Annotated in this window: 17 protein-coding genes; 15 read left to right on the top strand and 2 right to left on the bottom strand. The window is 43.8% G+C overall.

Translation table 11 applies throughout. From position 1 onward, the window contains the following. Window positions 1-51 precede the first annotated feature (51 nt). Complete coding sequence (locus tag GON05_RS19205; protein ID WP_157321005.1) at window positions 52-1,596, bottom strand: glycoside hydrolase family 26 protein; 1,545 nt, start codon at window positions 1,594-1,596, stop codon at window positions 52-54. 241 nt (window positions 1,597-1,837) lie between these two features. Between GON05_RS19205 and GON05_RS19200 the strand changes: the two genes are divergently transcribed. The 15 genes from GON05_RS19200 to GON05_RS19130 all read left to right on the top strand — a co-directional run bounded on the left by GON05_RS19200 (window position 1,838) and on the right by GON05_RS19130 (window position 13,002). Next, window positions 1,838-2,869, top strand: coding sequence for a LacI family DNA-binding transcriptional regulator (locus GON05_RS19200; RefSeq protein WP_157321003.1), 1,032 nt, complete (start codon window positions 1,838-1,840; stop codon window positions 2,867-2,869). Window positions 2,870-2,874: 5 nt separating this feature from the next. After that, complete coding sequence (locus GON05_RS19195; RefSeq protein ID WP_127450819.1) at window positions 2,875-3,699, top strand: ABC transporter permease; 825 nt, start codon at window positions 2,875-2,877, stop codon at window positions 3,697-3,699. A gap of 35 nt (window positions 3,700-3,734) precedes the next feature. Continuing rightward, a complete protein-coding gene (locus tag GON05_RS19190) occupies window positions 3,735-4,766 on the top strand; it encodes an ABC transporter ATP-binding protein (protein ID WP_157320995.1) in 1,032 nt (343 codons plus the stop codon). A gap of 24 nt (window positions 4,767-4,790) precedes the next feature. After that, window positions 4,791-5,972 (top strand): extracellular solute-binding protein, encoded by a 1,182-nt coding sequence (locus tag GON05_RS19185; RefSeq protein WP_157320993.1) that lies wholly within the window; start codon window positions 4,791-4,793, stop codon window positions 5,970-5,972. Next, entirely contained in the window at window positions 5,969-6,814 is an 846-nt protein-coding gene (locus GON05_RS19180; RefSeq protein WP_127450813.1) for an ABC transporter permease, read from the top strand. Before GON05_RS19185 ends, GON05_RS19180 begins: the two co-directional genes overlap by 4 nt. Window positions 6,815-6,851: 37 nt before the next feature. Next, window positions 6,852-7,700: a DUF6454 family protein gene (locus GON05_RS19175; RefSeq protein WP_157320991.1), complete on the top strand. Its 849-nt coding sequence runs from the start codon at window positions 6,852-6,854 to the stop codon at window positions 7,698-7,700. Window positions 7,701-7,928: 228 nt separating this feature from the next. Then, window positions 7,929-8,498 carry a TetR/AcrR family transcriptional regulator gene (locus tag GON05_RS19170; protein WP_157320989.1) on the top strand — a complete coding sequence of 190 codons (570 nt, stop codon included), beginning with the start codon at window positions 7,929-7,931 and terminating at the stop codon, window positions 8,496-8,498. An 89-nt stretch (window positions 8,499-8,587) separates the two neighbouring features. Beyond that, window positions 8,588-8,911, top strand: coding sequence for an NIPSNAP family protein (locus GON05_RS19165; protein WP_157320987.1), 324 nt, complete (start codon window positions 8,588-8,590; stop codon window positions 8,909-8,911). Window positions 8,912-8,940: 29 nt separating this feature from the next. Continuing rightward, a complete protein-coding gene (locus tag GON05_RS19160; RefSeq protein ID WP_157320985.1) occupies window positions 8,941-9,486 on the top strand; it encodes an NAD(P)H-dependent oxidoreductase in 546 nt (181 codons plus the stop codon). Next, on the top strand, window positions 9,483-10,112 hold the full coding sequence (locus tag GON05_RS19155; protein WP_157320983.1) for a DsbA family oxidoreductase: 630 nt from the start codon (window positions 9,483-9,485) through the stop codon (window positions 10,110-10,112). Before GON05_RS19160 ends, GON05_RS19155 begins: the two co-directional genes overlap by 4 nt. Window positions 10,113-10,163: 51 nt before the next feature. After that, the gene (locus GON05_RS19150; RefSeq protein ID WP_157320981.1) at window positions 10,164-10,904 is read left to right on the top strand and encodes an SDR family NAD(P)-dependent oxidoreductase; all 741 of its coding nucleotides are present in this window, start codon (window positions 10,164-10,166) and stop codon (window positions 10,902-10,904) included. Between the two features lie 50 nt (window positions 10,905-10,954). Continuing rightward, window positions 10,955-11,191, top strand: coding sequence for a tautomerase family protein (locus GON05_RS19145; RefSeq protein WP_127450801.1), 237 nt, complete (start codon window positions 10,955-10,957; stop codon window positions 11,189-11,191). An 18-nt stretch (window positions 11,192-11,209) separates the two neighbouring features. Then, window positions 11,210-11,698 (top strand): cupin domain-containing protein, encoded by a 489-nt coding sequence (locus GON05_RS19140; protein ID WP_157320979.1) that lies wholly within the window; start codon window positions 11,210-11,212, stop codon window positions 11,696-11,698. Between the two features lie 142 nt (window positions 11,699-11,840). Then, window positions 11,841-11,984 (top strand): hypothetical protein, encoded by a 144-nt coding sequence (locus tag GON05_RS19135; protein ID WP_157320977.1) that lies wholly within the window; start codon window positions 11,841-11,843, stop codon window positions 11,982-11,984. Window positions 11,985-12,126: 142 nt separating this feature from the next. Continuing rightward, window positions 12,127-13,002 (top strand): NAD-dependent epimerase/dehydratase family protein, encoded by an 876-nt coding sequence (locus GON05_RS19130; protein ID WP_246239251.1) that lies wholly within the window; start codon window positions 12,127-12,129, stop codon window positions 13,000-13,002. Window positions 13,003-13,062: 60 nt separating this feature from the next. Here GON05_RS19130 and GON05_RS19125 read toward each other — a convergent pair whose 3' ends face one another. Then, entirely contained in the window at window positions 13,063-13,716 is a 654-nt protein-coding gene (locus GON05_RS19125) for a FusB/FusC family EF-G-binding protein (protein ID WP_157320975.1), read from the bottom strand. Window positions 13,717-13,832 lie beyond the last annotated feature (116 nt).

Genomic DNA, 13,832 nt, shown 5'->3' with positions numbered 1-13,832 from the left:
TGATTAGGGGAAACAGCGGCTATTTTTACATATATTCAGGTCAATTATCAGTTACTTTTTGCTGACAGCCGTGGGCTCCATCTTGTCATTGTAAGCGATGGCGTACCAAGGTTCTGACGCCGATTCCGCATTCACTTGAATGTCTATTTCCCAGGGAGCCTCATAACTGGCGCCAAGAAGCTGATTACCTTGGTAAATGGCGATTGCAAATGGAGGTTCACCCCGCTCGTTCTCCAGCTTAGGATAAACAAGAACGGTTTGTTTGCCAGTAGGAAGAGATTGACCGGTAACAGGTGTATAGCGATATGAGATGGGGTCAACACCTGTCTCTACTTTGCTTATAAACCAATCGGATTGAATCAGCCTTTGATATAAACCATCTATGAAAGGGTTCTCCCCAATATCATACACATAAGCTCGGTTCGTCCGAATTGCTTGAGCTCGACTGAAGTTAAAATAGGTGATGGCTTTCACCTGCGGAAACAATCGCGGCAGTAAACCGTACATGTACCCCAGTTGGCCTTCCGACCAACTCCAGTACGTTTGATTCGTAGGTAAATAGGTGTGAGCAATAGCGCCCTCTGAAATCATAATGGGCTTATGGCGATAACGCTCATAGAGAGGAGCGAAGGTATCGATGACGGTCCCTTTTAGCTGCTCTTTGTCTGCTGAATAGGGTGTGTTATACAAAGAGAAACCAACCCAATCTACATAAGAATCACCTGGATAGTAGTCGTCAATCGTATTCGACGGCGAGAAATTAGGGGACCAAACCATTGCTACATTAGGAGCTTCTTCGGCCATGATGTCGTGAACAAGGCGGAATTTCTCAATATACTGCTGAGGACTTCCATGCCATGGCACCCATGCGCCATTCATCTCCGAAGCATAGCGCAAGAAGATGGGAATGCCGGATGCCTTGGCTTCCCGGGCAAAGCGGCGAACGTATTCGTCATCCAGCACGTCGTCCAAGCCAAAGCGCGGCTCCCAACCGATCTGGAGTGCGCCGCCGAGTTCTTTCACTCTTTCCGCAGTTCGCGTCGGGAAATAGGTATTCGTATCGGATTGGACCTTCCGCCAGCCGACATAAGCCAAATAAAGGGCGTGTTTTCGCCCATACACGTCTTCAATCTTCGTAACATCGTAGCCGACTCTGCGATCTGCCCCTAACATCCCAATATAAGTCCCTGATGCTGGCTCGTGTTTGGCGAGATGAGTGGATTCCGTTGTCATTGGAACGCGGAGATAAAGCTCCATTTCCGCTGAAGGACTTTGGATGCTGGACCAATCATAGGTTAGTGGCGATATCGAAGGTAGACCGGCTGAGTAGGCAGCGATCCGATTTTGATAGGCAGCTGCGGCTTCCGAATAACCGGATTGTGCGGATTTCTTCTCTTGGTTCGTCCAATAAGTTAAAATATCCGGCTGTTTGGGCTTGGGAGATGAGGAAGCAACGTTGGGATGTGTTAGTGCAACAGCAGGTTCTGATCGGCTTTGTTCGAGGTCATTTAATTCCGTATCAATGACAAAAAAAGTGACCGCGATGCAACATGCCAAGACGATGGCACCTATTGTCCAGACAACCTTATTAAGCATGGTATAAGTAAGTTCCTCTCATAAGGAAGATAGTAGCCTCCGTAGATTCAGTAAGTTAATTGTATGCCCAAAGCTGGGAGACGGTCAATGGAGAGGTCTAGGCTGTTCCAAAGGTTAGGAGAACCTGGGGGCAGCTTTTATGCCTTTACAATTACTTATCTTGCTGCTAACACAGCAATAATATTTCTAAGTTAAATTAAGTGTGTGGGAACGGTCTCACATACAGAAATGAGGTCGCATCATGGAGCATACGATTAAGGAAATTGCCCTACGCGCCGGTGTATCCAAATCCACGGTGTCTCGCGTGATATCTGGCAAGGGCTATACCAGCTTGGAAGTACGCAATAAAGTGCTGCAGCTGATTGAAGAACTGCAATATAAGCCCAATGCCGTAGCTAGGGCAATGGTTTCACAAAGAACACATAACATTGGCGTTCTGATTTATCGCCGGCATCATCCGATTGCTTCCCATCCGTTTTATGGGAAAATTCTAGATGCTATTTTAATGACAGCGGCAAGCATGAATTATTCTGTTTTCGTTACGACGGATCATGAAATGTCGCTGCGTTCGGCCGATTTTATGATGGAAAAAAGGGTGGACGGGCTAATCCTGATTAGCCGTTTACAGCAGAATGTGATTGATTACATCGCAAACTTCGGAGTGCCCTATGTCATGGTCAATGGCTCCACGGATGTCGATGGTGTCATGCATATTGTGAATCAAGACGAGGAAGGTGGCCGAATGGTTGCTGAGCATCTCGCAGATCAGGGGCATCGTCGCATCTTCGTAATCGCTGGACCACAAACGCATCGCAGTCACAATTTGAGACTGAAAGGTTTCAAAAATCATTTAAAAAAATTGGGGATTCCGTTCCCTTCAAGCTCGATCTTACAGGCATCGACGTCCACGTTTGGCGAAGGGTATGAGCTCATGCGAGCCCATTGGGAGGAGTTTCGCGCAGGCGGATATACATCGTTATTTGCTACAAACGACATGATCGCGCTCGGCGCTATGAAGTTTATGCTGGAACAGTCGGTACGTATTCCCGAACAAGTAGCGGTTGTCGGCTTCGATGATATTGATTTTGCCGCTATGTTTTCACCCTCTTTGACAACGATCAGGGTCAATACGGAAGAGATGGGGATTCAGGCTTTCAGTTTGCTCGACAAGTTAATCCGTCAGGAAGCCTACATTGAGCATCCCAAGCAATTAGTACCCAAACTCATTGTCCGTCAGTCGACTCAAACATTTTCTATTGAAAGGAGTGGTTAGTCCGCATGCGTTGGTATTTAAAAGCAATTGGCCCGCGTAAAATCGTAGAATTTCTCATCCTTGTTGTGTTCGTCATCTTTTTCTTGGGCCCGCTGCTCAATCTTGCTATTCTGGCTTTTACCGGCAAATGGACCTACCCCGATATCTTGCCGCATGAGTGGTCACTGAAATGGTGGACGTTTGTGTTCCAGCAAGAAGATATTGCAAAATCAATCGGCTTGTCTTTTGTCATCGCAACGATCGTAACGGCACTTTCTATTGTGCTTTGCATTCCAGCAGCCTATGCGTTTGCGCGTATACGATTTCCACTTAGCAAGTTTTTCTTGTTTTCGTTTCTTCTGACACATGCTTTTCCGAAAATGGGACTTTACGTTTCGATCGCTGTGCTTTTCTTCAAACTCGGACTGATGAACACGTTAATAGGCGTTGTTTTAATCCATATGATTAACGTGCTCATGTTCATGACGTGGATTCCAACAGCTGCTTTCCGCAATGTGCATATGGCGCAAGAGGAATCCGCCAGAGATGTAGGAGCGAGCCCGTTTCGCGTGTTTCGCAGTATTACGCTGCCTATGGCTATGCCGGGAATTATCGTAGCTTCTATCTTTACATTCCTGAACTCGCTCGACGAAGCTCAGGGCACATTCCTTGTGGGCATCCCAAACTATAAAACGATGCCGATTGTCATGTACTCGATCATCAGCGATTATCCGGCCTATGCGGGAGCTGTATTTTCCATTATTTTGACAGCACCGACGATTATTCTCTTGCTGGCTGCACAGCGCTTTGTGAGCGCAGATATTATGTCCAGCGGCTTCCAACTCAAATGACGACAGATCCATTCCTAAAATAGAAGGGGGCACACATGGACATTCAGCTTTCAGTTCAACAATTGACGAAACGCTATAAAACAGGAGAAGGCGTAACCGGAATTTCTCTTGATGTTCGTAAAGGGGAGTTAATTACATTGCTTGGCCCTTCAGGCTGCGGTAAAACAACCGTTCTTCGCAGCATCGGAGGCTTCCTAGATCCCGATTCCGGCGACATTCTCATTGAGGGTAAAAGTGTGCTTCAAGCACCTCCTGAGAAACGTCCGACATCCATGGTTTTTCAAGGTTACAATCTATGGCCGCATATGACGGTGTATGACAACCTCGCATTCGGTCTTAAAATACGTAAGATCAAAAAGGCGGAAATCGATAAAGCCGTAAACGAAGTGCTGCAGTTGGTTCGCTTGCCTGGAGCCGAGAAGAAATTTCCGGGCGAACTCTCCGGTGGTCAACAGCAGCGTATAGCGGTTGCAAGATCACTACTTCTGAAGCCGGCTGTTCTATTGCTCGATGAGCCCTTCTCCGCACTGGATGCCAAACTTCGCCACGAGATGAGGGAAGAGCTAAGGGAAATTCAGTCTAAAACAGGCCTTACGATGGTATTCGTCACTCATGATCAGGAAGAAGCTTTATCGATTTCGGATCGTATTGTCGTAATGAATCAAGGGAACATCGAACAAATCGCTTCACCACAAGAAATTTACGATGAACCAAGTACGTTGTTCGTTTCTCAATTTATCGGCAAAATGAACTTTTTGAAAGGGGTGATCGCTGCCGAACGCGTTACCGTCGGGCATCTAAGTTTTCCAAATATAAAAAATCTGTCCGGGCATGTACACCTTGCCGTTCGACCTGAAGATGTGATCATAGAAAGTGAAGAAGGACAAGGCCTTTCGGGTGTAATTAAACAAGTGATGGTGCTTGGGCATTATGCCGAAGTATCCATTGATTTACCTCAGTACGGAACAATCCGGGCGTTTCAACCAAGGGATTCTGTCAAGGATCTCCATACAGGACAACAGGTAAAAGCAAACTTTGCCAAAATCATTGCATTTTCCGAAAATTAAACCCAAATCCAAGGAGGCAATACCATGTTACGCAAGAAATCCGCAATTACGTTAGTCACTTTAATGACCGCTACGGCCGCTTTCATCTCCGGGTGTGGTAATTCTGCGACAACTGCAGGTTCATCTGCTGCTCCAAGCAACGCTCCGGTTAAAGCAGCGATCGATAGCAAAAAACCTGTTGAGTTTACCTTCTATTTTACGGGATCGCAAAATGTTAAAGATCTATGGGATACATTAATCCCGATGTTTGAGAAACAAAATGCAGATGTGAAGGTAAAACCGGTTTACATTCCTTCAGGTACTGGCGCACAACCAACGTATGACCGTATTCTTGCTGCCAAACAAGCCAATAAAGGATCCGGCGATATTGATTTATATGAAGATGGCTTGTCTAATGTCACACGGGGACAAAAAGATGATCTGTGGGATACTTTAGCAACTGACAAAATTAAAAATTTGACTTCTGTTGATGAAAAAACGATAAAAGATATCTCCAATCTCGCAATTCCTTACCGCTCATCTGCCGTTGTATTGGCTTATAACAGCGATAAAGTAGCAACACCTCCAAAAACGTTGGATGAACTGTACGATTGGATCAAGAAAAATCCGTCCAAATTCGCTTATAACGATCCATCCACAGGTGGGGCTGGTAACTCCTTCGTAGCAACTGCCCTATATAAGTTCTTGCCGGAAGAAGCGATTCACAATTCTGATCCAAGCGTTGAAAAAGGTTGGGATCAAGGTTTTACTCTGCTCAAAGAACTTGGGAAATCCGTGTATGGCAAAGGGATTTATCCGAAGAAAAACCAAGGGACTCTAGATTTGTTGACAAGCGGTGAAGTCGACATGATTCCGGCTTGGTCCGACATGGTACTTGAGCAAGTGGCGAAAGGCCAGCTTCCGAAATCAACTAAAATGACACAATTGACACCAGGGTTTAACGGCGGACCAACATACTTAATGGTGCCTAAGCTGTCTGAGAAGAAAGATGCTGTCTACAAATTCCTGGATTTCGTTCTTTCACCTGAAGCACAAGGCGTAGTTGTTGATAAAATGCATGGCTTCCCAGGCATCAAGCTTTCTAACATGTCCAAAGAAATTCAAGATTCGTTCAAAGGTGCTTCCGAAGGATTCCGCTCGTTCAATATCGGCGAATTGGATAAAGATATGACGAAGCGTTGGCAAAGTGAAGTTGCTGCACAATGAGTAAACAAATGAAAATGGGGATATTCGGATTACTTCTGGTTATCCCCTCTTTTTTATTACTTTTCGTCACTGTCGTCATACCTATTATCATTTCCTTTAAAGAAAGCTTGACGAATAAATCGGGCGGCTATGATTTGTCCAATTACACGTATTTATTCACGGATAAGCTGATGCGCTCCAACATCATTTTCACCCTGGAAGTGACGGTTGTTTCCGTAATTCTCGTGCTGATTATCAGCTATGCTTTAGCTGCTTATATGAGATTCAATACAGGTACGATGGTAAAATGGATACGTAAATTGTATATGATTCCAATCTTTATTCCGTCTGTTATCGCGACCTACGGTTTAATCCAATTGCTTGGCAATCATGGATGGGTTGCCCGACTGCTGCTTCTGGTAAACGGTGGAGAGATGCCGCGTATTATTTTCGACATGAAAGGGATAATTATCGCGAATTTGTGGTTTAACATTCCTTTTACGACGATGCTGCTTGGTTCAGCTTTATCCGCAGTTCCTAATTCCATTATTGAAAGCGCGAAGGACGTAGGAGCACGTAAATTGCAAATCTTTGTCCGTTTCATTTTGCCGCTGACCTATAAAACATTGCTAGTGGCCGTTACTTTTGTGTTTATGGGTGTGATCGGTTCATTTACGGCTCCATTTCTCATTGGGCCCAATGCTCCGCAAATGTTAGGGGTGTCGATGGAACAAGTTTTCGGTGTGTTCCAAGAGAAACAATTAGCTGCGGCGATTGCGTTCTTTACGTTCTTGCTTTGTTCGGTTATGGGGTACTTTTATATTCGTAGTATGATTACGGAGGAAAGTGCTAGGGCTAGATGATTTGATGTAAATGAAGATAAACTGGAGACAATAGCACATGGATGATCAGAATCTCATTGCCGGATTCAAAAAACTAACACGCAGCACGAAATGGGTGCTGAAAAACCAAATAGAACTACAATTCAACAATTACCACTCCCAAGGGATGGTTCGAATCGGCGACTTCTTTTATATGTCATCGGTTGAACTTATCGAATGGCCAATAAGATATGACCAGGCTAAACAAGGTCATGATCGTACGTCTGGTAAAGGAATCGGCCATATATTTGTCTTCGATCGTCAAGGAAAGCTAGTGAAGGAGACATCGTTGGGTGAGGGTGACATGTATCATCCGGGTGGTATTGATTTTGATGGTACGTATATTTGGGTTCCTGTCGCAGAATACCGACCACACAGCCAATCTATCGTTTACAAAATGAATCCTCTCACTTTAAAAGCAGAAGAATCATTCCGGGTTCAAGATCATATCGGAGGCTTGGTCCGTGAGGGGCAGAATGGTAAGTTAATCGGCAACAGCTGGGGCTCACGCAAATTCTATGTATGGGACTCATGTGGGCGACAGCTGCTGGATAAAGAAAATATGAGTCATTTTATCGACTATCAAGATGGACAATATGTAGGTGATGGAAAAATGATTGTGAGCGGCATCTCTGAGTTAGTCAATCCTGCTAGCAAATCCAAGCCTTTCGAGTTGGGTGGATTAGCGCTAATAGATCTGTTTACGTTAGAAACCCTTCACGAAATACCAATTACTGAAATATCTCCGCAAGGTCATGTAATTACCCGTAATCCAGTGTTCCTAGAGATTGCTGCTGAAACCATAAGGCTTTATGCTGTTCCGGACGATAATGACGGATCAATGCTGATTTATGAAGCAGCTATTTAAAACGATCAAAATGAAGAAGCACTCGCTAGAGTGCTTTTTTCATTTATCAATAGGATTCGCCATGTGGATTGCACTTATTCAATGTAGAAGCTGGTATCTGAAAACTAGATATTCAGTATCACGATTCTATATTATGCAGGATGACTTCGATCATAGTATGATGAGTGGGCGGTTGAATATCCGAGAAAGAGAGGAGTTGAAACTCTATCTACTAAAAGGTAGAACGCGATGAGTAATCATAAAAATACCGCAGAGATTATTTTGGATACAGCCCAGTACATGGTGCAAGAAGTTGGATTTAACGGATTCAGCTATGCACATATTGCGGAAAAAGTAGGGATACGGACAGCCAGCATTCATTACCATTTTCCAAATAAAGAGGATTTAGGAGAAGCGCTGATCACTCGCTATCACAAACATTCGATGTCAGCCATTGCTCAAATCGATATCGAAACACAGAACAACTTGGAGAAATTACGCAAATTCATCTTGATCTTCGATGGTCCTGTACAGGATTACTGCACGTGTTTAAGTGTCATGCTTTCTACGGAACTGGCTACTTTATCAGCGAAAGTACGCGACAGGCTAGCACAGTTTTTCACTACGAATTTAACATGGCTGGAACGCATATTGGATCAGGGGCGTCGGGAAGGGCATATTAACTTTGAAGGTGCCGCGGATGTACAAGCCCATAAATTTCTGGCATCCCTCCAGGGAGCGCAGTTGCTTGCAAGAAGTTTTCGAGATAAAAGCAGGTTCGAAGTGATTGCCGATGGCTTAATTGCCGGTTTAAAGTAAAAGAGATAAGCGAATGTTTTTTTAAAGCCAATCTACCTTTTAATAGGTAAATGATATGAATGAAAACTTTCCATTAGGAGGCGTAAAGGATGATATATGAGCTGCGGATTTATGATGTTAATCCTGGTAAGATGCAGGTTATTTTAGATAGATTCAGGGATCATGTTATTCAATTATTTAATAAACATCAGATGAAAATAACGCTTTTTTGGGAAGATTCCGATGAATCCAATAACCGGCTCTATTATATTGTTGAACATGCTTCCATGGAGGATCGTAACCTGAACTATGATAGATTCCGCAACGACCCGGAGTGGATTGAAGTAAAACGACTTTCAGAACTTGATGGACCGCTGGTTAAGAAGCAAGAAAGTATCTTTATGAAAGATGTACCCTTTTTTGAAAACAAATAAAAATCCAACACTGAATAGGAGCAAATACAATGAAAATTTTAGTTATCGTAACTCACCCGAATATCGAAGCATCCAATTGGAACAAATCATGGGTCAATGAATTGCAAAAACATGATGATATCACGATTCATGAACTGCATAAAGAGTACCCGGACGAAAACATTGATGTCGCTAGAGAGCAGCAACTGGTTGAGTCGCATGATCGGATTATTTTCCAATACCCGCTATATTGGTACAGCACACCGCCATTACTGAAAAAATGGTTTGATAATGTCCTGCTATACAACTGGGCTTATGGACCTGAAGCAACTAAAACGGTCGGTAAAGAATTTGGCTTTGCGATTTCCGCGTATGGTACGGAAGAGTCTTATCAAGCAACTGGGTCCAACCGTTTTACTATCGAACAAATTTTGACACCTATGCAGGCGCTCACTCGCTTTATTAGTGGCACTTATCTGCCTCACTTTGTTCTAAACGACACTTCTGACGTAACAGAGGAAAGATTAGCACAAAGCAGTAAAGACTTCGTCAACCATATTAAAACTGTAAGACCAGCTGAGGTGTTGACAAAATGAGTGAATTGCTGATTGACGTGTATATGGATACTAGTTGCCCTTGGTGCCGTATGGGAACGACTAGTCTGTTAACCGCTCTAAAGCAATTGCCAGAAGATAAAAAGGCAACTGTCCGTTGGAATGCCTTTCAGATTAACCCAGGTATTCGTCCAGAGGGCGAAGATTATCGTCAAGTGATGATCGGCCGCTTAGGCGGAGTTCCTCAATTCGAAGCAAGGAAGCAGCAATATCACGAAAACGGCAATCGTTTCGGGCTTAAATATAATATGGATATCGTCCAATATACGCCTAATACAACATTATCACATCAGTTAATATCGATGGCGCCTGAGCACGTAAAAGTGCAATTGATTGAGAAAATATATACAGCTTATTTTGAAGAGGGCGTAAATATCGGCGATGTGGATGAACTTGTGAAAATAGGATCTTCAGTCGGGATGGGTGAAGCCGCGGAACTCAAAGAGCGCCTCCTTCAGGGTGAAGGGCTGGACAAAGTAGAACTTGGACAGCATACAGCTCAAAAACTCGGTGTCAGAGGGGTACCTTTCTTTGTTATTAATGAAGAATTCAGCTTGTCTGGGCTGCAATCACCGGCAGAGTTTGTAAAATTGTTTGAACAACTGTAAGTCGATTCAGTCAATCAACATCTAGAACATCATCATAAAGGAGAATAACCAATGACGGTACAAGGCAAAGTAGTAGTGATTACTGGCGGAAGCAGCGGTCTCGGAAGAGCGATGGCGATCGAGATGGTGAATCAGGGAGCGAGAGTCGTCATCAATGGACGCCGTGAAGAGGCATTGGCTGAGGTTGCAAAAGAAATAGATCCCACAGGAAAAAGCGTGCGGTTCGTCGCTGGCGATATCGCCGATCCCGAGGTTGCACAGCGCTTAATCCAAGAGGGGGTAACCCACTTCGGACGCATTGATACGCTAGTTAATAACGCTGGGATTTTCATGTCTAAACCATTTACGGAATATACGGAAGATGATTTTGCAACGTATTTATCCACGAATGTGGTCGGTTTCTTCCACGTTACTCAACGTGCAGTGACGGAGATGCTGAAACAAGGCTCAGGACACATCGTGAATATTACGACAAGTCTGGTTGATCAGCCGTCGGTAAAAGTGCCTTCTGTGCTTGCTTCATTGACGAAAGGTGGTCTGAAGTCGGCTACCAAATCTTTGGCAATTGAGTATGCAGCAAGTGGTATTCGCGTAAATGCTGTTTCGCCGGGAGTCATCAAAACACCAATGCACGCTGTTGAGACACATGAAGCTCTTGCCGGTTTACATCCAGTTGGACGCATGGGCGAATCTAAAGACATCGTAGATGCTGTTTTATACCTGGATTCTGCGAACTTTGTTACTGGTGAAATCCTTTATGTTGATGGTGGGCAAAACGCGGGTACGATGTAAATCTAGCAAATTAGATCCATCTAATTTTAATAGAAATGGGGAGAATTTCGATGCCAATCGTAAATATCCAAGTGACCCGTGAGGGCACAACTCCGGATCGTCAGTCCGTTACTGCTGAAGAGAAAGCCGCGATTATTAAAGGGGTTAGTGAAGTTCTGCTCAATGTGTTGAACAAACCATTAGAATCTACTTTTGTGGTTATTGAAGAAGTTGACACCGATAATTGGGGTTGGGGTGGACTGCCTGCCTTGGAATATCGCAAGAAGCTTGCTGAGAAGTTGAAGTAATCGGAGGGTCGCATTACAATGTCTAGCCATGCAATAAATACGCAACAAAGCCAAGTCGGTAAAGACTTTTGGTATTTAGGAACTTTGATGACGGTCAAAGCCGACGCGGTTTCTACCAACAATTCGTTTGGAATGGTAGAATGCTCGGTACCGGTAGGATTTGAGCCGCCGTATCACATTCATCAAGAGGAAGACGAATCTTTTTACATCTTAGATGGGGAAGTTGACTTTTTTCTAGATGGTAAGAAGATCGAAGCTAAAGCTGGCGCATTTGTGTTCTTGCCGAAAGGAATTGCACACGGCTTGCGGGTCGTTGGCAGCAAGCCTGCGCGCCTTCTGAACTTCTTCAGCCGTGCAGAATTTTTAGGGATGTTCCTGGAAATGGCTGAACCAGCGCTAAAGAAAGAGCTTCCTCCCCCTGCTCCAATTGATGTTCCTAGACTTTTGCAGCTTTCTGAGAAATATAATGCCGTTACGTTAGGCCCATTAGATCAATTTGTGAAATAATGTATCATCTAGAAGGAAGACATCGCCGAGAAATTAGGCGGTGTTTTTTCTTTACAATAAATCTATTCCTCTTTGACATCAGGTGAACAAATGAAAGCTAAGATGTAGAAGTACACCTGAGAGTTTGAAGGAGGATTATGTAGTGAATATCAACACCTACGCATGGGAAAATTTGATGTCTCATAATACGATGAAAAATGAACAAGTGATGAAACCTGAGAAAATAAAAGTAGAAAACGAAACCAGCTTTTTCACCAAATTGCTGCCCTTAAGCTTTATCCGTTAATGCAGCCAATTTCAATCTTGTCGTATACAAAATCCCGGAAGATTTACTTCGGGGATTTTTTGGCTTAAAGTATCTCGAAAGCAGGTGTAGCATTTAGAATGACGAATAAATAAGCAAACATACAAAATTTAGGTGGTGTGAGATGATGAGAGTTCTTGTTACCGGTGCCGCGGGCAATGGCGGTCAAGCCGTGTGCAGAGCATTAGTTCATGCAGGTTACACGGTTAGGATGGCAGACATTATGCCTCCACATGCAGATGATTTGAGGGAACTCGAGTTTGTAAGGTGCGACACAAGAAGCCCTGGGGATGTACGGCTTGCGGTACAAGGCGTGGATGCGGTTGTTCATCTGGCAGCCTGGCATTGCGCACATAATCCGCCTGTCAGTGATGAAACGATCTTTGCTGTGAACGTGGATGGAACCTTTCATGTTATGGAAGCATGCAAGCAAGCTGGAATACAAGCTATCGTCTATGCTTCTTCAATGGCCTATGGATGGGGATCAGTCTACGGAGTTAGTAAAGTTATTGGCGAAGATTTATGTAAAACTTATCATGAAATGACGGGTGCCTCGATAGCGATGCTGCGTTACCATGAGTTTATTCCACGCCCCTATTTAGAGTTCGGTACTCGTTTGCTTCGCAATGGTGTGGATAGAAGGGATGTAGCTGAAGCTACAGTTGCTTCTGTTAAGGCCGTTTTGGAGAAAAAAGTGGGGCTTTTTCGTACAATTGTACATACGAATCATGGTATGCCCGTGGATGTTATTCAAGACTTTAAGAAAAAGGGTCCTGCGTGGTGCGAGTCACAAGTTCCAGGCGCCATTCAATTACTGAACAAGTACGAGATCGAATTGCCGGAGCAAGTGGAACAACATGACCTATCTATGGCTGAAGAAATTCTGGGTTGGAAACCTAGATATAACTTCCTTGAGTTTCTAAAAGACTTGAAAGCTCGCGATGAGAAGGGCCTCGATGTCACTAATCTGAAGGTGCCTTCTGAGATTCCAGCAATATGATGCCGCCAGAAGCCAGAAAAAGACCGGGACCTTATGCAGCAAGAGGTCCCGGTCTTTCATTTAACCGATCACAGTGTCAATAAACTTTTCTAACGAAGCAACATCCGTCAAATTCTTATTACATTCTTGACCATTCATACATAAATAGTTACCGACCGCTTTATAATAATCAGGCGTAGTATGAGCCGGCCTTTTCTTGGAGATTGCCGTAAATAGAGCAAGTTCTTCATATCTATTACATAAAAAACAAAAGCCCTTCTTGTTAGTTGGGGTATATTTCCCCTCTACTCCAACGAATTGCCCATTCAGATGATAGACAATGAACAGCTTATTCGTCGCTATATCGATCCAACTAAGATAGGTAACGTATCGGTAGTCGATCGCTGACAAATCTGGCAGTTTAAGCTTTTTGTTCTTGGGGAATAGCTTTAGAATCTGCTTTGCGCTAATTGGCGGAAATTCCATCAAATGAGGCTCTAACGCCTTAAGATGTTTTTGAAAATCTTCCGCTGCTTTCAGCTTGAAGATGGTTTCCAACATTTGTTTCTGGTTGTCTGTAGCGTCTGGAAATAGTTCATAAATCTTCGATTCTGAGCTATATCGAACGGATTCCAATACTTTTGGATCTGCGTTCGTTTTCAACGCATGCTCCAGAATCCCAGCTTGTTTTTTAATAAAATTGAATTGATGGTTTCTAATTAATGGTTCACACATATGGAACAGCCCCTTATTTTATAATCGTAAAATGAATAAGGTGCAAAGCCACATCGTGGAACCGATCTATGCTGAATTAGGCGATGTTTGTACTGCTCAATCCCCGCCCATGCAAA

This window comes from Paenibacillus anseongensis (assembly GCF_009757995.1).
Taxonomy (GTDB): domain Bacteria; phylum Bacillota; class Bacilli; order Paenibacillales; family NBRC-103111; genus Paenibacillus_E; species Paenibacillus_E chondroitinus.
The sequence above is the reverse complement of the archived record's forward strand: the minus strand, read 5'-3'. Positions and strand labels throughout refer to the sequence as shown.